Source organism: Nocardiopsis moroccensis, assembly GCF_055763695.1.
In genome coordinates this window covers 3254132-3272196 of record NZ_CP199747.1, presented here as the reverse complement: position 1 = coordinate 3272196, position 18065 = coordinate 3254132, and the positions used below count along the sequence as shown (strand labels likewise).

General features: G+C 67.4%; 19 protein-coding genes. 7 read left to right on the top strand and 12 right to left on the bottom strand.

The window, feature by feature from the left end; all coding sequences use genetic code 11:
* Positions 1–12: 12 nt before the first annotated feature.
* From ACUKCB_RS14580 to ACUKCB_RS14540, 9 genes are all read right to left on the bottom strand, one after another.
* Positions 13–1269: a lanthionine synthetase C family protein gene (locus ACUKCB_RS14580; RefSeq protein ID WP_473036153.1), complete on the bottom strand. Its 1257-nt coding sequence runs from the start codon at positions 1267–1269 to the stop codon at positions 13–15.
* The gene (locus tag ACUKCB_RS14575) at positions 1266–4226 is read right to left on the bottom strand and encodes a lantibiotic dehydratase (RefSeq protein ID WP_473036152.1); all 2961 of its coding nucleotides are present in this window, start codon (positions 4224–4226) and stop codon (positions 1266–1268) included. Before ACUKCB_RS14575 ends, ACUKCB_RS14580 begins: the two co-directional genes overlap by 4 nt.
* 112 nt (positions 4227–4338) lie before the next feature.
* Positions 4339–4476, bottom strand: a complete 138-nt coding sequence (locus tag ACUKCB_RS14570) for a hypothetical protein (protein WP_473036151.1) — start codon at positions 4474–4476, stop codon at positions 4339–4341.
* 253 nt (positions 4477–4729) lie between these two features.
* The gene (locus tag ACUKCB_RS14565) at positions 4730–4936 is read right to left on the bottom strand and encodes a hypothetical protein (protein ID WP_473036150.1); all 207 of its coding nucleotides are present in this window, start codon (positions 4934–4936) and stop codon (positions 4730–4732) included.
* Positions 4937–5441: 505 nt separating this feature from the next.
* Positions 5442–6251 (bottom strand): DUF6879 family protein, encoded by an 810-nt coding sequence (locus ACUKCB_RS14560; protein WP_473036149.1) that lies wholly within the window; start codon positions 6249–6251, stop codon positions 5442–5444.
* A 31-nt stretch (positions 6252–6282) separates the two neighbouring features.
* Complete coding sequence (locus tag ACUKCB_RS14555) at positions 6283–6984, bottom strand: CPBP family glutamic-type intramembrane protease (RefSeq protein ID WP_473036148.1); 702 nt, start codon at positions 6982–6984, stop codon at positions 6283–6285.
* Positions 6985–7095: 111 nt separating this feature from the next.
* Positions 7096–7323 (bottom strand): hypothetical protein, encoded by a 228-nt coding sequence (locus ACUKCB_RS14550; RefSeq protein ID WP_473036147.1) that lies wholly within the window; start codon positions 7321–7323, stop codon positions 7096–7098.
* Complete coding sequence (locus ACUKCB_RS14545) at positions 7320–7739, bottom strand: hypothetical protein (protein ID WP_473036146.1); 420 nt, start codon at positions 7737–7739, stop codon at positions 7320–7322. Before ACUKCB_RS14545 ends, ACUKCB_RS14550 begins: the two co-directional genes overlap by 4 nt.
* On the bottom strand, positions 7736–8158 hold the full coding sequence (locus tag ACUKCB_RS14540; protein WP_473036145.1) for an ATP-binding protein: 423 nt from the start codon (positions 8156–8158) through the stop codon (positions 7736–7738). Before ACUKCB_RS14540 ends, ACUKCB_RS14545 begins: the two co-directional genes overlap by 4 nt.
* Positions 8159–8390: 232 nt before the next feature.
* On the opposite strand from ACUKCB_RS14540, the gene ACUKCB_RS14535 reads away from it, so the two are divergent.
* Together ACUKCB_RS14535 and ACUKCB_RS14530 are read left to right on the top strand one after the other, a co-directional pair.
* The gene (locus ACUKCB_RS14535) at positions 8391–9212 is read left to right on the top strand and encodes a helix-turn-helix domain-containing protein (RefSeq protein WP_473036144.1); all 822 of its coding nucleotides are present in this window, start codon (positions 8391–8393) and stop codon (positions 9210–9212) included.
* A complete protein-coding gene (locus ACUKCB_RS14530) occupies positions 9209–9385 on the top strand; it encodes a DUF397 domain-containing protein (protein ID WP_473036143.1) in 177 nt (58 codons plus the stop codon). Before ACUKCB_RS14535 ends, ACUKCB_RS14530 begins: the two co-directional genes overlap by 4 nt.
* Before the next feature lie 115 nt (positions 9386–9500).
* On the opposite strand, the gene ACUKCB_RS14525 is transcribed toward ACUKCB_RS14530, so the two are convergent.
* Positions 9501–10271, bottom strand: coding sequence for a protein kinase (locus ACUKCB_RS14525; protein ID WP_473036142.1), 771 nt, complete (start codon positions 10269–10271; stop codon positions 9501–9503).
* 6 nt (positions 10272–10277) lie between these two features.
* The gene (locus tag ACUKCB_RS14520) at positions 10278–11156 is read right to left on the bottom strand and encodes a radical SAM/SPASM domain-containing protein (RefSeq protein WP_473036141.1); all 879 of its coding nucleotides are present in this window, start codon (positions 11154–11156) and stop codon (positions 10278–10280) included.
* Positions 11157–11351: 195 nt separating this feature from the next.
* Between ACUKCB_RS14520 and ACUKCB_RS14515 the strand changes: the two genes are divergently transcribed.
* Complete coding sequence (locus ACUKCB_RS14515; protein WP_473036140.1) at positions 11352–12626, top strand: transcriptional regulator; 1275 nt, start codon at positions 11352–11354, stop codon at positions 12624–12626.
* Here the strand turns inward: ACUKCB_RS14515 and cutA are convergent.
* A complete protein-coding gene (gene cutA, locus ACUKCB_RS14510) occupies positions 12623–12952 on the bottom strand; it encodes a divalent-cation tolerance protein CutA (RefSeq protein WP_473036139.1) in 330 nt (109 codons plus the stop codon). The two genes, ACUKCB_RS14515 and cutA, sit on opposite strands and share 4 nt — an antisense overlap.
* A 777-nt stretch (positions 12953–13729) precedes the next feature.
* Here cutA and ACUKCB_RS14505 point away from each other — a divergent pair.
* The 4 genes from ACUKCB_RS14505 to ACUKCB_RS14490 all read left to right on the top strand — a co-directional run bounded on the left by ACUKCB_RS14505 (position 13730) and on the right by ACUKCB_RS14490 (position 18063).
* Positions 13730–14560: a sigma-70 family RNA polymerase sigma factor gene (locus tag ACUKCB_RS14505; protein ID WP_473036138.1), complete on the top strand. Its 831-nt coding sequence runs from the start codon at positions 13730–13732 to the stop codon at positions 14558–14560.
* A gap of 129 nt (positions 14561–14689) precedes the next feature.
* The gene (locus ACUKCB_RS14500; protein ID WP_473036136.1) at positions 14690–15082 is read left to right on the top strand and encodes a hypothetical protein; all 393 of its coding nucleotides are present in this window, start codon (positions 14690–14692) and stop codon (positions 15080–15082) included.
* On the top strand, positions 15079–17094 hold the full coding sequence (locus tag ACUKCB_RS14495) for a TrbL/VirB6 family protein (RefSeq protein WP_473036135.1): 2016 nt from the start codon (positions 15079–15081) through the stop codon (positions 17092–17094). The genes ACUKCB_RS14500 and ACUKCB_RS14495 overlap by 4 nt, the downstream gene beginning before the upstream one ends.
* A 39-nt stretch (positions 17095–17133) precedes the next feature.
* On the top strand, positions 17134–18063 hold the full coding sequence (locus ACUKCB_RS14490; protein ID WP_473036134.1) for a PrgI family protein: 930 nt from the start codon (positions 17134–17136) through the stop codon (positions 18061–18063).
* Positions 18064–18065 lie beyond the last annotated feature (2 nt).

Below are 18065 nucleotides of genomic sequence, written 5' to 3'. Positions count from 1 at the left end.
TCTCCTCCAGCCTCACGTGATCAGCAGGCACGAGGCCCAGCTCGGGTCAGTGTCGTGGGCCAGGGTGTGAGCGGTGACCGCTGCCCCGGCCAGGCCCTCGATCAGCCCCGGCCGACTCGCGCCGATCTGGGGACCGGGAAGTTCGCGCAGAAAACGTTCAGCCACGAGTACGAGCGGGGCGCGCAGATCAGTGGAGCGGGCATCACCTAGGGCGCACCCCAGCGTCATCACGGCTCCGGCCCAGCCGTGGCACAGCCCCGGGTCGGTCAACGTCGCGAGCTGGCCGGGGTCGGACAGGCACCCTGCCAGATCGGCCTCGGCCCTCTCCTGGCGAACCTGGTCCTGCAGCACCAACGCGGCCAGTTGCAGGGACCGCGAGATCCCCGGGACGCCGTAGCACCAAGAGGGACGCCGAGGCCCGTCCTGTTTCGATTGCCCGTTGGCGAGTGCGGAGTCGGTGAGGCGTTCGGGCCACCAGCCACCGTTGGGGCCCTCCTGGCGGTGGGTCTCCAACCAGGTCACGATGCGCTCGATCGCCTCAAGATGGCCCGACACGAGCACACCGCGCCGGTGGGCCAAGGCCAGCAGAGCCAGCGGCCCGGTGATCCCGTGGGCCGCCCCCAGGTCGGCGTGGCCACCAGCGAACAGGTCCTGGTCCTTGCCCGCGGGGACCGAATCGGTCCACCATCCCGGCCGGGCATGAGTTCCCGTGTTCGCCTCGGGCAGCGGATGGGTCAGGCGCACCAGGTAGTCGAGCACCTCGGCCAGGAGCGGATCTTCAGGGTTTCGGTGCAGCAGGTAGGAACCGAGCCCCGACAGGCCAAGGACCACGTCGTACTCGCTACGGGCTGGCCGCTGCCCCCTTTCCATGCGGGAGCGGGCCGAGCCCAGGCGGGTGCGGATCAGCCGGTCGATCCCAGCATCCAACTGAGTCAGTGCTCGCGCGCCGAGGCCGGGTGCGCCTTGGCGCAGGGCGAAGGCGACCGAGGCTGCCCCGTACCAGAGTCCGGCGTTGCCTCCGGCTGCCAGTTCTGCTGCTGTGGCGGCCCGCACCCACGCGCCTGTGCGGTGTGTGTCACCCCGCAGGGCGTGCAGGAGCGCGATACCCGCAGCCCCTTTGGACAGGGACTGGGCGTGCCAGCGGGTACTGGTAGGGCTGCGGTCCTCGCACAGCGGTTCCGGATAGTTCAAGGTGGCGGTGAGCCGGTCGGCAGCAGTGGCGGCTCGGCGGCGCATATCGGGGGGCAGGGTGAACGGTGCCGGGTTCATCGCGCCCTCTTTCTGGCTTGGTGGGACAGCGCCACAGCTCGAGCCATTCGGGTGATCTCCTCTTCGCCCTCGGTGTTGATGCCCAGGGCGCGGTTGTGGTGCATGTGCAGCAACGACACCAGCACCCGGGCCGGGGAGAGCGCCGTGCCCGCCAGGCTGTGGGCGTAGTGGGCACACGCGGCGGCCCGTTCTTTCCACGCACGCACGAGCTGCTCCCCACCCTCGACGTCTGCCCATCCACCGGTGTCGGGGCAGGTGAGCCGGATCGCTTGGCGCAGCGCCTGGCGGGGCAAGGCCGGCCCGGACCGGGGCAGGTCCAGCAGCCACCGGTCCCCCTCCTGAGGGGACGGTGCCAGGGACCGGGCCAGATGGACCATGCTCGCGGCGGTCAGCGCCCGCGGGTCGATCTCCCGATGAGCTTTCAAGAAGAGAAGTTGGATCTGGGCGGCGGCGGAGTCAGCGGCGAACACCTTCTCGGCCGCGCGCATCGCCTCCCCGGTTCCATACCGACTGGTCTCGGGCCGGTAGGTGTGCAAGGACATAGACCCGAGCACCCCACGCCTGTGCAGATCGCGCGCCCAGGTGTGCAGAACCGACAGGGCCGATCCGTGGTCGGGATGGTGCAGGCGCACCCGAAGGTGGTGGCCGGGGTGGCGGTAGCGCACGAACCACCACGCCGGATCGCCGAGGGCGCTGACCAGAGCGGGCAGATGGTGGGTAAGGATCACCTCGGCGTGATCGGGCGCCCCGTCCAGGTGAACGGTGAGCACCCCCTGCCCGGGGAGGTCGGCCTGGTCCTCGAATACCGGCAGCACTGGGGAGGAGCCCACCCAGGCCGGGCCGGGGACCGGGAGTGCGGTGCAGGCGAGGGGGACGACGATTTCGTGAGCGTGGTCGTTGTTCCACCCGTACCCGGCCGGGTCGGGGGCTTCGTAGACCACCACTCCGGTGGTGGTGCGGTTGAGGTGATCGCGCAGGACCGCCCGGTCCATCGCGGCCTCCAAATCCAGGCACAGCAGACGGTCGCGTTCTCCGACGTTGACCCACCGCGGCCACCCCTGGGTTGCGCGCATCTGGTCGAGTGCGTGCTCCCACACTGGCTGGGGCGCGGTTTTAGGGGGCAGAGCCCCATCATCCAGGCGCCAGCGGGCCGGAGCCAACACGCTGCGCCCGTACCGAACCCGGGGCAGGTACGGCAACTCGCAGGCCAAGGCTCCCCAGGACCACAGGGCCACACCGGCCGTGCCCGAGCGGGCGATCTCCCACAGGAACCGGGCCAGGGCAGGCCACGCGGTTCGCGAGGCCGCGTGGGTCACCACCGGTTCCACCACGCACCCACGGGAGAGGGAGATCAGGAACAACCGGCTCTCGTCAGCGGTCACCGCCAGGTCCGCCAAGGCGATGTCGCCGGCACGGTGGTGTCCGCCCACGCTCAACACCTCGGGCAGCAGTTGGGCGGTACGGGTGACGTTCTCCAAGCGCGGATGGCGGGGCGCGAACGCCAGCTGTACGGAGCGTGCGCCGTCGACGGCCGTGGGCAGGCTCGCGTAGCCCTTCAACAACTCTTCGCGGTGTGCGGGGTCGAGCAGGTCCACGAACCGGCCGCTGAGCGCCATGGCAGTGGGACCCACCCCCGCGACCCACAGCTCGTACCGGTCCTGGGCAAGCTCCTGCTGAGCCGAGGCAAGAACGTGGGCACACACCTCCAGGTGCGGCGCCGGGGGGAGCGTCCCGGGATGGTCGGCGGTGAGGTCATCGAGCATCGACTCGGTCAGCACGAGCTCCCGGCTGCCTCGCACCGCTGCGTGGTGAGCCCAGCCGAGCAGCGTCCTGTTGCGCGAGGAGAAGGCTTCACCATGGTCACCGCCCTGATCGGGGAAGACGGGTCTGCCCAGGCCCCGGGTGGAGTCCACCACTTCAGACACGGGCACCACCGTTCGGGTGCCGTAGCGGGCCACGAAGCGGTCATGGAAACGGCGTGACCAGAGCGACCCTCCCAGAGAGGGTGAGGCTCGCCAAAGTGCCGTGGCCGCCGCTGCGGCCTCATCAGCCACAGCAGCAGGCAGCCGCGCCTGGCCGACCCGCATGGACGCTGTGACCGGTTGCTCGACCGCCTCACTCACCGTCCGCATCAAGGAGCGGATCGACCCGACCGGAGCTGCCGCCCGAAGCTCGCCGTGGATGTGTTCCAACCCGGCTACCTGCGGTAGGTCCGCCAGGCCGTACCGGTGCAGCGTCTTCAGGACATGAGCGAGACCGTCGGTGGTCAAGGCGTGGGGGCGCAACTGTGAAACAAGGACCCCGTGTTCGATGAGACGGGAGAGAAGACCATCCCAGACAAGCCCTTTGTGCTCGGGAAAGCGCTCATCGAGAGTACGGATGAGTTCTGCCCCGGTACGTGCTCGTGTGGATGCCTCATCGGTGACCAGATCCACTACGGGAGTGCGCCGAACCACGATTTCTGAGGACCGCAGGTGGGCCGAAGCGCCGGGTGGGGCGGTCAGCAACACCCGGCGCTCGGCCTCGTGGATCAAGGTGTCGTTCGTTGCCAGCGGCACCCGAGCCCGCACCTCAGGGTCGGCCTCCAACTCCGCGACCAGGCGGGCCGTCCATTCCGCGTGCGTACCCAACACCAACGCCGGTTCCACGACCTCCGCTGCGGGGCCGGAGCCGAAGTTCAAGGAGCCGACGCCGGAAAAGGCGCCAAAAGGGGTGGCGCGCCGGTGGGCTCGAATGAGGTACCGGGCGGTCGTTATCGCGATGCGCTCGATCTCTGACGGTGAAAGGTCCTCGCCGTTGAGCAGGATTCGAGCACGTTCGCTGAGCGCTGGACTGGCCAAGGTCAGAGCCGTTTCGTTGCCCGAAAGGGACCAAACCCTGCGTATCCAGGGCACCAACTCCGCTTGGTTGCTCACCCCAGGCCACGGTGGCAAGGGGCCGTTTGGCGAAGTCCGCATCAGGCCGATGCGGAGAGGGCGGTAGGAGAGTTGAGTGTGCACGATGATCCCAAATTTCAGCTCGGCGGGCGCCTTGGCCAGGCAAGCACCAAGGCGCCCCACCCACGTCAGATCAGCAGTCGCCGTTCTTCTGGGTGTCACAGCCGTTGTCGGTGTCTCCGGCAACGACCTCGGTGGCGGACCCGGACTCCACGATGGTGATGTCCAGCTCCAGGACCGGCTCCACACTGGCGGTGGACGGATTAACCATGAGATTTCCTTTCCTTTGGTTGGCTCGTTGCTCGAGCCGGTTCCCATTATGCACATAAAACAGGTCGGCGAAACCGTCTCGGTCAATTGTTTTATTGGCAATGAAATGGGCGCGATAAATAGGCCGATGGCATGTGTGGGAGCCTCGGCTAAAGCTGTTTTGAGGAATTTTCTTGGTGGGCTAACTCCTGATGCGTGATGGTGTGATCGTCTTTTGCTGCCTCTTTGCGTAGTCCAATGCCACGTGCGTGGTATCAGGGCATGTCGGCCCCCACTCGGGCTAACCGGATGGTGACCTGCGCCGCGATGGGGCGGCCCGTGTCCAGCAGGGCCTGGGCCCGGCGAAGATGGCCGATCTCCTCTGCGTGTTCGCTCCGGGCTCGGGCGATGTCTGCGAGGTTGGCGTACAGGGACGATGCCTGGACCCGCGAGCCGGTGATGGGGGTGGCGTGCTCGGCCACCACGAATAGTCATCGCATGGCGGTGGCGGTGTGCCACGGGCACGCAGCTGGTCAGCTTCGGTGGGCAGGTGGGTGTGGCCCAAGGCGGTGAGCCAACCCCGTAGGGCGGTGTCGATGCTGGTGCGGGTCAGGTCGGTGTGCAAAGCTCCATGGGGCCACCGGTCCTGGTGGTGTCCCCAGTCGGTGACCAGGGCGGTTTTGCCGACCCCGGAAGGCCCTTCCACTGCGACCCAGAGAGGACCGTAGCGGTTGGCCCACGCGCGTTCGAGGAAGAAACGCGCCTGCTCGCGGTCGATGAACAATCTCGGCATGGGGAGCTGGCGGGACACAGGCGCGGGTTCGGGGAGCCGGGGTTCGTGCAGGTGGAGGCCGCCGGTGATGGTGTGGGCCTGGAGCACGGTTCCGGTGAGAGCGCTGGCGTGTTTGTTGGTCACCGTCCTACCTGCGGGGGGCGGATCAGGGTGCGGGTGTGGCCCTCGCGCATGACCGAAGTTGTGGGGGTGGTTCACGCGGCCCCCTGGTTGCGCCAGCGGGCGAAGTCGGCCAGCGGCGTGGAGTGTTGGCGGGCTGCCCAGCCCAGGAATGCGGTGGTCGCGGTGACCAGATCGGGGGCGCTGATCCGCACGGCTCCGTTGCGTGAGCCCACCCGGGTGTAGCGGCGCAGGTAGACAGCGCCGGGTGTGACTTCGAGGTTGGGTAGCATCCGCTGGTGCTCCAGGTGGTGGAGCTTCCAGACGGGCAGGACATCGACCGTGCCTCCAGCAGCGGTCACGTGTTGGTAGCGGGCCAGGCAGTACTGCCCGTAGCGGCCCAGCGGCTGCGCGGGTAGCCACAAGGTGCGGCGCAAGATGCCGCGGGCGCGGTGTTCCTTGATCTGTTGCGCCCACGCGGGGCGATGCTCGAACAACATGGTCTGGGAGTGGAGGGTGTCGCCTCGGTACCAGTGCTGCCAACTCGCCCAGTCCGGAGGTGCGTGGTCGCGGCGGGCCAGGGTCCACCAGGTCCCGGAGCTGGCCCGGTCAAGTTCGGGGCCCAGCTCCTCTTCAGTGACCGGTTCGCCCTTGGTGGTGGCCAGCAGGTCGAACAGGGTCAGGACCGGGTGTTGCTTGCGGCAGTAGCCGACGAGTGATGCGGTCTGGAAGGTGAGGGACTTGCGGCCCACGCGGCGGGCGATGAGCTTTCCTTCGTCGACCAGCCGGGCGAGTGTGGGCTGGGTGTGCCCGGTCAGGATGCGGGCATCGGCGGTGGACATATACCGGCCGGGGTCGGTGAGGATGCGGGCGCGCTGCTCGTAGATGTAGGTGGCGGGTGCCATGAACCCAGGAGGCCTTTCCAGGTCGGAGGGGTCAGGTCAGGGAGGAAACCCAGGCGTTCATGAGGGTGAAGCCGGTGGCGGTACTGGTGTGGGCGATGATGATGGGGGTCAACCTGCGGGTGTTCAGGTACAGCGCGGCGAGGGCCACTCCGCTCACCCCCGCTGCTACCAGGGCGGGCCAGTGGGGTTCAGCGATGATGATCCGGCTGGCCATGGAGGCGAGCACGAAGGTCTGCCCGCCCCACTTCAGGGCGGTCGCCGCGGCGGCCACTACACCGAGCAGGACGAGCTCGCTGATCACGGCTGTGGTGGCCTGGGTGAACAGCACCAGCGGCAGCCACCCGCCGGTGGTGTGGGCGGGGCCCATCAGCCAGGTGAAGCTGTAGGCGGTCAGGAAGATGGCCAGGGCCACACCTGCGGTGATGGCGGCGTCCAGGGAGTGTTCGGTGCGCACCAGCTGCCGGTGGGAGCAGGCCCAGCGAGGGGCGATCCCGTAGCCGTCGCGCAGACCGATACCGGTGCGGCGGGCCATCCACCAGGCGAGCAAGGCCAATGCCAGGACGACGGTGGCCCAGGGCCCTGTCCAGAGCAGGGCGGCGGAAGGGCTGGTGGAGTGGGCGGTCACGGTGGGGGTGGCCAGGGTGAGCGCGGACAGGACGGTGATCATGGCGCAGTACAGGCCCAAGACCTGCCAGCCGGTGAGTGGGTCGCGTTGGGTCGGGGTGGACAACATCAACGGTGCTTTCTGGTGTTGGGGCCCGGGGCCTGCAGGGGCCTTGGCAGGCCCCGGGCGTGATGGACCGTCGGAAAACCCCCTCAAGGGGTGCGTCGTCGGCCCACCGGTTCATGAGGCCGGGTGGGTGCGCTGACTCAGGTAGTGCTCGACCTCGTCCAGGCAGTAGAAGAGCTCGGCCGGTCCACGCAGCGGGATCAGCATGTAGATCGCCCCGAGCAGGCGGGGTTGGCGGGTCAGGACGAACCCGCTACCGGTCGTTGCGGCCTTCCATCGCAGATCCACGAAGCGTTGTCGTCGCGTGGCGATCCGCCATCGATGGTCGATGCGGCGACTCATCGGGGCCCTGGCCGATCGGTGAGGTGATCCACGAGTCCGAGGTCTTGGGCGTGCACGGGGCGGGAAGCGTCCCCGAGGAAGGCCAGGCGGCGCAGACTCTGCGCTGAGGACGGCAACTGCCACTCGGTGGGGGTTCGGGCGGGGTACTCGACCAGCCACCACAGCTCGTCAGGGCGATGTTGGTGCAGGCGCAACGCCACCGCGCGTTGGGGGTGGTGGCCGATGGGCTGGCCCTGTTCCCAGTGGCGGTCCTGGTAGAGACGGGCGTCGATCGACCACTCGCTCACCTGAACATGGGGCGTGTAGCCGGTATCGAGCAGGGTGCTTTCCATCGCGGCCATCACGGCATGGGCGCGCGGTGTGGGCCGGGGCATGGCCTGGGCCAGCGGCACCATCGAGAACAGCAGGCCGCTCACCGGGGCACCTCCGCCCAGACGCCGGTACCGATCTTCAACGGCCCCCACGCGCGGGCCAGGGCGTCCACCAAGGTGAGGCCGCGGCCGTGCTGCGCGGACAGGTTCGGGGTGCGCCGGGTGGGGGTGCGTCCCTGGCGGGGGCCGGCGTCGCGGACGGTGACGCGGATGTGGTCGGTGTGGAGCGCCAGGCGGAGGGTGAACTGGCCACCTGCTCCTCCGCTGTGGGTGTGGTCGATCGCGTTCGTGGCCAGTTCGGTGATCACCAGGGTGAACTGGTCGGGGACGTTCTGGCCCCAGGAGGTGAGGGTCTTCAGGGCCCAGCGGCGAGCTTCGCCGACCTGGTGGGGTAGGCCTGGGAAGCTGTGGCGGGCTTGTCGTTCGGGCCTGGTGTGTGTGGGTTTGGGGGCGATACACTGCATGCGTCTTCACCTCGGTTACGTCGGGGTGGGGCCTCACCCCGGGCGGCCGCCTTCCACTTCGGTCACCGGGGTTTTCTTTTTGGGCCCGCGAGGCTTCCGGATGGACTACAACATGGCACGGTGGGCCGTGATGGAAAAGCGTCTTGTGCTCGCCGTTCACCTTTGTCTACTCAAGGTATTTTCTTGTTGACTTGTGTAGCCTCTGAGTAGCCTCTTGTGGTTCCATGGAGACATGGAAGAAGGTGATGAAAGGGACGTAAGAAACGTCCGTATGGGTCGTGCTCTCGCCCGCCAGCGGAGCGCGATGCGTATGACACAGCAGGTTCTGGGCAAGCGCGTGGGAGTTAGTAAGGGCCTCATATCGCACTTTGAACAGGGAAAACGCCAAATTGCGGAATCGCTGGTCGGTGAGTTGGATGATGCACTCAAGGCTGAGGGGCGGTTGCGGCGTCTGCATCGGGAGCTGTTCGCCCCGGACGAGGTCGACTGGTTGGGAGAGTTGGCCCGACACCAGCAGGAAGCGGAGATCATCCGTGAATACCAGCGCCTCCACGTGCCGGGCAACCTGCAAACAGAGGGGTACGCGGCGGCGGTCATCTCCTCTGGTGCCCCCTGGTTCACGCCCGAAGAAGTGGAAGAAAGGGCGAAAACCAGAATGAAGCGGGCAGAGAAGTTGCTTGAGTTGCAGACCCCCTACTATCACGTCGTGATGGACGATGCGGTTGTGCGCAGGCCTCTTGCTTCTCCCCAGGTGATGGCCGAGCAGTGTACGAGACTTCTTGAACTACAAGAATCGGGAAGGGTGTTGGTTCAGATATACAAGTGGGGGCAGTATCCTCACCCCGGAGTCGATGGGTCATTCGCACTCATCGCTGCCCCGGCTGCGCCAGAAGTCCTCCATGTGGAGTCGATTCTGCGAGGGCAGACCTCCGACGACCCATCTATAGTGCGCCGATATGGCATGCTCTACAGCAGATTGCAGGCAGCTGCTCGGACCCCCGAGGCATCTGCTGACCTGCTGCGCGACCTGATCAAGGAGTACTCGGCATCATGAACACCGCCGACTGGCACAAGTCGTCTTACAGCTCTGGTTCGCAGAACTGCGTGGAGGTCGCTGAGGGGCCTGAAACCCGGCTCCGTGACACCCAGAATCGTGAAGCCGGTCACCTGTCCTTCCGCGCTGACGAGTGGTCCGCGCTCCTCGGCACGGTGGCCGCCACCAGGTAGATGGCACAGGAACGGGCCCTGCCAGGTGTAGTGGCAGGGCCCGTTCCAGTTGATCCACTTCAGAGTACTCCGGAGGACACGCAACCCAAGGGCCAACCTCCTACGCGTTGAGTGGCTACTCAGCCCGATGTTTCGCCCACGTCTCAGCAGCGTCAGCCAGAGCTCTCAACCACTCCTCATCCGGGCGCAGCTGCGCGAACCAGTTGTTCATCCGGGCATTCGCCCGTGCGAGGGCTTCCAAGCTCGCCGGGGAAGCCGCCTTCCACGCGTCGCACCTCGACACCCACGACTCCGCGGAGCGCGGGGTGTGGCCAGAGGAGATCATCTGCACTGCCAACCATGTGGGCATGGCAGCCGGAGTGGCGCAGGTAGGCCACTCCCAGTCCACCAACCAGGTCTGCTTCGGGCCGATGAGGAAGTTGCGGCCGTGGATGTCGGTGTGCGTTAGCGTGCGCCCACGCAGTAGGGGTTTCTCCTGTTCGGTGGTGAACCTGTCCCAGCGGGTCTCCACCCAGTCATCCGCGACTTCTGGCAACGGGAGAGCCGAGACACGGTTCAACGTGTCGATCACGGTCGGCAGGTCCTCCGAGCCGGGCAGGAAGCTCGCCCGGCGGCCTTCGACTACGTCGAAACCCACCACGAACCACTCCGAATCCTCGGTCTGCCAGCGGATCGCTGGTGACACCGTTCGGATGAAGGGGTTGATGGCGGCTTCACGTTGGGCGGCCTCCAGATCCCTGCTGTCCTTCGGGGTGGCCTTGACGAAGAACCGCCCCTCGGCCGCTTCGATCAGGCCCGTACTGGAGGAGCCGAAACCGGGCGCGGGCTTGATGTGCTCCACCTGCCCGGTGTGAGGGCGGATGAGCTCGATGATGGTGTTGTCCATGGGTCCTCAGTGCCGAGGGTCGCATTCGCTGGGCGGCCCGCCAGGTTTGCAGATGTCCTTGTCCGGGCTGCACGGGACGTAGACGGGGCCGTCATCGTCGTCTTTCTTCGCCTGTGCTGCGTGAATGGCCGCTCTGGCGTCAGTCATCGCGGTACCGGTGAGGATGGTGGCCAGCCCTTCCTCGCGCACGTTACCGGTCGGCATCCAGGTGGAGAAGACACACGGCGACACGGTGCCGTCCGGAGCCACCGCGGCCCGGTTGTCACCGCAGGCCCCGCACAACCCCGAGCAGTCGGGGTCCTGTCCGTTGCCTCCCCGACCGTAGGGGCGCACGTGATCCACCCCGACACGACTCACCCCCAGGGATCGCAGCTCGGCACGCATTTCGTCCACGCCCCGGTAGTCGGCGGTGACGATGCCGACCCGGACCGGGATGCTGAGCTTGACCGCGCGGACGATGTTGGCCCGGGTGCGCTGGTGGGATCCCGAACGGCGAGTCATCTCGTCGTGAAAGGCGGCCTCCTTCGAGTAGTAGGAGGTCGCCAGACTCATCCCTGGCTGCTGGAGGAGTTTCCACCAGGTGTCGGTGACACGGAAGAGGTTGGAGTACACCTCCACCCGCATGCCCCGGCCCAGGGCGTGTTCCGCGATCTCGGGGGCGTCAGGGTGCGTGGTGGGCTCGCCCCCGATCAGCTGAACATGCCGCGTTCCGGCATCTGCGGCCTGGTCGAGGGTGCGAACCCAACCGTCCAGGGTCATGGTCCCGTGGTCACCGTCAGGCCCTGAGGAGTTGTAGCAGTGCGCACAGGCCAGTTGGCATGAGCGGGTGAGGTCGAGCCAGAGCATGCCTGCGGCGGAGGTGGGGTGCTCGGGTGCGATGGTCACGCGTCCTCGTTTCAGGTGAGGTGCCGATGGATCCATCTGGGGAGAGACGGTTGCCGGGTCCTCCTTTGATGGCGAACAGCGAACTGCCCCTCACCCTGCACGCGGTACGAGCATCCGACATCCCCCGGAAAGGGATACCCATCATGGGTAGGGTCGTGGACACGATCAGTGTTCGCAGGTACGACAGGACCCCCAATGACCACGTACCGACCGCCGACCGCCCTGCCCCTTGAGTTCCTCTCCCGCCAGGACGTCAAGGACGCGCTCGCCCGCCACGACTTCGGCACCGTGTTCCGACTGTCGCGCACCACCACCCCGCTCAGCTACGCCCAGATCGCCCAGGCGTGCGGTATCAAACCCGACCGTGTCGGACTACTGGCCCGTGGACAGGGCAAGATCACCACGTTCGAGAAGATCACCGCCATCGCAGACGCCCTGCACATCCCCGGCCACATGCTCGGGCTCGCCCCACGGCCCTGGGAAAAACCCACCGGAGAGGACACCGTGCGTCGCCGAGACTTCCTCAGCGCCTCCGCCGGGCTGGCCGTCGCCCTCACCACCCCGGCCGCTTCCCCCACCGGACAGCGGCTCGGGAAAGACGTCCCCCGCCAGCTCCGCGACCGCGCTGCCCGCCTGCGCCGCCTGGACGACGTGCTGGGAGGAGGCGACACCCGCCGTGTCTACCTCGGTGAATACCAGGCGACCAAACGTCTCCTGCGCGAATGCACCTACACCGAGAACACCGGCCGTGACCTGCTGTCGGTGTTGGCCGAACAGGCCCAACAGGCGGGGTGGGCGGCCTTCGACGCGGGCCACCACGAGGACGCGCGCAGCCTGTACGAGGACAGCCACCACGCAGCCACCACAGCAGGGAACCCTGTTCTCGCCGCGAACGCGCTGGCCTTCCTCGCCTACCAGGAAAACGACCCCCGTACCGCCGAACACATCGCCCTCCAGTCCTGTCACGCAGTAGGACCCGACGCCCCGGCCAGCGCCCGCGCCCTTCTTCACGAGCGGCGGGCCTGGGCACACGCACTCGCCGGAGAGCCCGGCGAAACCGAACGTGCCTTGGAGGCCGCGGTGAGCGCGCTCGCCGAACGAGTGGACACTCCTCAGCCGGACTGGGCGTCCTGGGTCGATCACACCGAACTGGGGATCATGACCGGGCGGTGCTGGGCCGAACTCGGCCGGCCGCTACGCGCCGTTCCCGTCCTGGAGCAAGCACTCGCCGGGTTCGATGACGCGCATGCCCGAGACAAGGCCCTGTATACGACCTGGTTGGCCTCGGCCTACGTCGCTGCCGGGGAGATCGAGCAGGCAGCGGCGAGCGCTACCCGGGTGTTGACTCTCTCGGCGGATGTGGCGTCCGTGCGTCCACGCCAGCGACTTGCTCCGGTGCTCGACAAACTCGCCTCCCACCACGCTCTGCCCGAGGTCGCCGACGTGCTGGAGTTGGCCAGCACCCGTTAGGTGGTCTCAGGGGCTGTGGTGGACCCGACCCAGCGCAGGTAATCCGGGGAGCCCGCCACGATCGCGGTCGCGACGACCTCCGGGTTCGTCCACGGGTGGTGTCCGATCAGATGCGACTCGATCTGCGGGTACTGGTCCGCGCGCGCTTTCAGCAGAAGCTGCCACTCCTCCCCTGTTCCGAACTCGGCCAGGTGCCAGTACACCGAAGTTACCGGGCCGACGATCTGTGCCCCTGCCGCGAGCTTGGCAGCTACCACGGACTTGGCCAGTTCTAGCGCCTGTTCGCGGGTTTCGGTCGCCGTGGACACCTGAAGGTAGTCGGTCATGGAGGGACCCTTCGAGTCGTGTGGAGTACGGGGACAACCTAGCCTCCGGGGTTCCTCGGTGGGGAGTCAACAACGGTGTCTACCCGCACGAGCTCCAACGCTCCGGACAGGCCTATGGCCCGGTAGGTCAGGAGGGGACCTCGCTTGGTGAACAGGCGATACGGCGTCCACACCAGGAGACCAAGAGCCAGTTGCCAGGCAGGGACACACGATGCTCGACGTTCGCAGAGTAGAAGGTGTTCATCCTGAGCTGCTGTGACGGCAAGTTCGACATCCCACCGGGATAACTCACCGTGAAGAAGATAACGACCCACACCGGATCAGGAAGAGTGACGGTGTACTCACAACTGAGAGAGATGTGTCGGTTCCATAGGTCGTCTCGGCAGTGATTATGGGGCGCCAGAGAATCTTCCTTGGTGGCTTTCTGTGCGCGATCGTGTGCGTGTCTAAAGAGTCCAGTAAGAATTTTTCAGAGATTCCTAGATCGAACGCTCACGATGACTCATGAGTCCGCTCGCGGATCGCTGAGTCATCCCGTGAGTCCAACGTATACGCAGGTAGTAGCTTTGAGTCCGCCCCTGGTTGCATGACTCACACGTCTAGGAGTCAGGGCTCCAGGCGAAAATACTTTACCTTCCCTTGGCGTTGGCGAGTCACTTCTGAGTCTGTTCTGAGTCAGGTTTGAGTGTGCTCTGAGACCATTCTGAGCAAACCCTGAGTCCATGATGCCTTTAAGTGGTTCTTGTCGGATCCCGGTGGCACTTCCAGGGGGAACACATGAACCTTTCGCTGCTTCGTGAGATCGAATCCAGCTTCGTTGAGATCGCGCCCACACATCTGACCCTGCACGGCACCCACGTGCACCCGTGGCTGGAGGAGCGCACCTACTCGCTTCTTGAGCTGCGCGAGGTGCTGCTGGACCGTGCGACGCCGAACCAGCTCAGGGACGCGGTCTGGCGGCACACCATGCGGGCGGCCCGTCGCTCGCAGGAGTGGATGGTCGGCGCGCTGGGACTGGCGATGCCTCTGCTGCGCGGGTGCGTGGGCCGCGCCAGCCGGGGCCTGGACCCCGACAGCGTCCAGTTCATCGAGGCCGAGCTGGTGGCGTTCACGATCCGCCAGATCCGGACCGCCACTCTGGAGCACGGCACGTTGGGCTACTACCTGCTGTGCCGCGTGCGCCGCGCCGCTCTGGGCGAGCGCAAACGCGCCCTGGCCGCTGCCGCGCAGCGGGAGTGGGGCTCGGCCGAAGCCACCGACCTCGAGGACGACCCCGAGACCACCCGCTCGGCTGAGTCGGTCCTGCAGGAGGCGGTGCGGGCCGGGACCGTGACCGCTGCCGAGGCGGAGCTGATCGCCCGCACCCGCCTGGAGAAAGTCTCGCTGGTGGCGCTGTCCACCGAAACCGGGGTGGCCTACAAAACGCTGGCCAAGCGCCGCCAGCGGGCCGAGACCCGGCTCGCCGCCGCGCTGAGCGCGGCACCCGGCCGTGCCCCGAGCGGTCCTTCCCTCGCGGTGAGTGCGCCGGTTTCGCCCGGAGACGGGCACCGCGCCAGCGAAGTCGCCCGCCCGAAGGCGTCGAAGACGCCGTGGCCGGTGGCTTCCTAACTCAGTAAAAGGGCCGGTCGGGCCAGGTGACCCACGCAGGGTGGCCCGACCGGCTCCCGGAGGCGGACGGAAGCCGCGTCGGAGCCCGTGGCAGGGGCTCGGTGGGCGAGCGAAAAGAGGGGGCTTGGGGTGCGCAGGTTGTTGGTGATCATGGTCGCCGCGTTGGTGGCCACGGTGTGGTGCATGGTGACGGCCGATGACGCCTCGTGGGTGTGGGCCGAGACCACGGGTGATGTTGAGGGGTCGGCGGAGCCAGCCGAGGCGACAGCGGCGCCGCTGGTGGCGGTGGTGAACCGGGTCTATCTGGTGCTCATGGTGCTCGCTACCGCGCTCGGAACACTCTTTCTGACGATCGCGGGGGTGCGGTGGCTGGTCGCCGGTGGAGAGCCGGGGGCGATCGATGGGGCCAAACGGGCGCTGACCGGTGTGGCCATCGGGTACGGGATCGCAGTGCTGGCCACGGTGCTGATGAGCATCTTGGAGTGGATTCTCGCTGCGGGTGAGGCCGGTGGTGGCACATGAGGCCGCTGCACACGTGGGCGCGGGTTCCAACGGATCCGCCTTCGGACGAGCCGTTGCCGCCGCCCTCGGACGACCCGCTGCCACCCCCGCAAGAACCCGCACCCGCACCAGAACCGGCGTCCGAGTCTGAGGGTGGTTCTGGCCCTGATAGGTCGGAGCCTGCTCCGGAGCCGGAGATCACCGACGACCTGCTCCCGCCTCCCGAAGATGAACGCGAGGACGAACCTCGAGGAGGGAGGCAGGAACCGACGGAACTTCCCGAGGAACCGGTCGAGCTGGAGACCGAGGACAAGGTCTTCGACTGCGGGCTGACCGACGGCGGCTGCCACATCAGCAACTGGTTCGCGGACTTCGTCATCAGCGGGCTGAACCCGGCCCTGGAATGGCTGGCCGAGCGGGCGTTTTGGACCCCGATGCCGACCGAGGGCATGAAGGCCCTGCACACCGGCATCCTGACCACGACCAACATCGTCTACCTGTTGCTGATCATGGCGGGCGCTGTGATCGCCATGGGCTACCAGACCATCCAGATGCGCTACTCGGCCACCGACCTGCTGCCCCGCCTCGTGGCCGGGTTCGCCGCGGCGAACCTGTCGATGTGGCTGGCCACCGAGATCATCCGCCTGTCCAACGACATGGCGACCGCCATCGGCGCCCGGGGCATCGATGCCCGCGAGGCGGCTGAGAATCTGCGCGACCGGATGGACGTCATCCTCGTCGAGGCGGTGCTGTTCACCGTGCTGCTGCTGGTCGTCATCGTCGTCTTGTTGGTGGTGTGGATGATCAGCGAAGCGGTCCGCATCTGCGTGGTCATCGTCCTGGTCGTCGGTGCTCCGCTTTTGTTGATGTTTCACGCCTTGCCGCAGACCAACCGGCTTGCGGAGCTGTGGTGGAAGAGCTTGGTGGGGGCGTGCGCGATCCCGATCGCCCAAGCCGTGGCCTTCCTGGCCATGATGCAGCTCTTCTTCGAAGGCCAGATGTCGTTGATGGGCAACACCACCGCGTCCGGTATCGAACCGGGTGGGGGCCAGGTGGTGCTCGACACCGGCTCCGAGCACACCACCACCCTGGCCAGCAGCGTCATCGCCTCGCCAGAGAACGGGAGCGCCAGCGGTGACGGCTGGCTGATGAACCTGATGCTGCTCCTGGTGCTGCTGTATGTACAGATCCGGATCGGCTCGTGGGTGAGCCGCCTGGTGTGGCAACCCAACCCCGGCACGAGTCCGATCGCGGCCCTGTTGAAGAACATCGCCTGGATGATGGCGTTCCGCTCCCTGGGCTCCCTGCGGCTACCGAAGGCCTTCGACCTCGGGTTCCGCAGAACCCAGTTCGGTTGGCCTCAACGCCGCTCTGGCAAGCCGTTGCCCCGCTACCACCCCAAACCGGGGTCCGGGCTCCAACCGCTCCAGCCCCAGGCGTGGTGGTACCGCCACCGCCACGACCCGCCCGACCCGGTCGGGGACCTGACCACCGGAGGGCGGCGCGCTCTCCCCGGGCCTGGCACTAGCGGCCACTGGCCTCGGCCCGGACCGGGCCCTGACCCGGGCATGCCACCGCCTGCTCTGCCGGGGCAGAAAGCACTGCCTCCGGTACCGCCGCCACGCCCCACGCCGCCCGCGCCCGCACGCCGTGCTTTGGAGGAGGGTCGTATGCCCGGATCACCTGCGGTGGGACAGCAGACGCTCTTCGCACGCCCAACGCCGCCTGGCACCACACCACAGGGCGGTAGTGCTGCCGGGCCACCGCAGCGCCGGTGGAGGCAAGGCGTGCTGCCGACCCCGCCACCGACGCGGGTTCCCGGCCGGCGCGCAACCGAGCGCCTCGGTTTGCCCGAACCCAAGCTCCGACCCACGACCACGTCCGCGCCGAGGTTGGGTCACCTGCCGGACATGCCGCCCGTGCAGTGGACCAAGCCCGCCCACGTCAAGGGGCAGAGGCCGCTCTTCCCGAACCCGAGGAGGCGGTGGAAGCAGTACGGGCTCTTCCCCAAACCCCGCCGCGACACCAAGTAGCGCACTGATCAAGAAGGACCACACGAGAAAGGCGTGTTTGTGCCTGAGGAACCCTCGGCGTGGCGGGGTCGGATCCCCGCTGACATCGACCGCCCCGAACCTTTGCTGTTCAACCTCACCGCCAGGCAGTGTCTGATCATCGCCCCGGCCCTGGCCGCAGCGTGGATCGCCTACCTGCTCCTGCGCGAGGCCATCCCGCTGTGGGTCCTCGCGCTGGGTCTGGCCCCGCTCCTGGGAGTGGTGATCGCGATCGCGCTGGCCGAGCGCGACGGCCGGGGCCTGGAGAAGGTGTTGGCCAGCGCGTGGGCGTGGAAGCGCTCACCCCAGCACCTGGTCCCCGCACCCAGCGGTGCACTCCCAGCCCTTCCGCGTTGGGCACCCCGATTCAGGCAACCGAAGCTGGCGCCGTTGCGCCTGCCCGCCTCGGCCATCACCCCCGGCGGGGTGATCGACCTGGGCGGCCGTTGCGCGGCGGTGATCGCCTGCACCACCATCCCGTTCCAACTCGCCTCGGGCCGCGAGCAGGACCAGGTCGTGGCGGCATTCGCTGGGGTGCTCGACTCGCTGACCGAACCCGTCCAGATCCTGGTGCAACGCCGCCGCGCTGACTTGTCGGGGCTGGTGGCGATGGTGCGCTCCAACGCCAACCACCTTCCCCACCCGGCCCTGGGCGACGCCGCGGCGGCGCACGCGGACTTCCTCGAGGAGATCGCCGCTACCCACGAGCTCTCCCACCAACAGGTGCTGGTCGTGGTCACCACCACCGGAACCGCCCGCCGCACCGGTGGGGCTCTGCGCCGCCGTACGGAAGACGTCGCGGACCGGCTCGCCGCACTCGGAATCCGTACCCATGTGCTGGACGGGGAGGCGGCCGAACAGGTGCTACGGGCCTCGATGACCGCCCCCGGCACCCACCTGACCGACACCGACGACGCAGGCCTCGACACCACACACGAACAGGAGGACTGAGC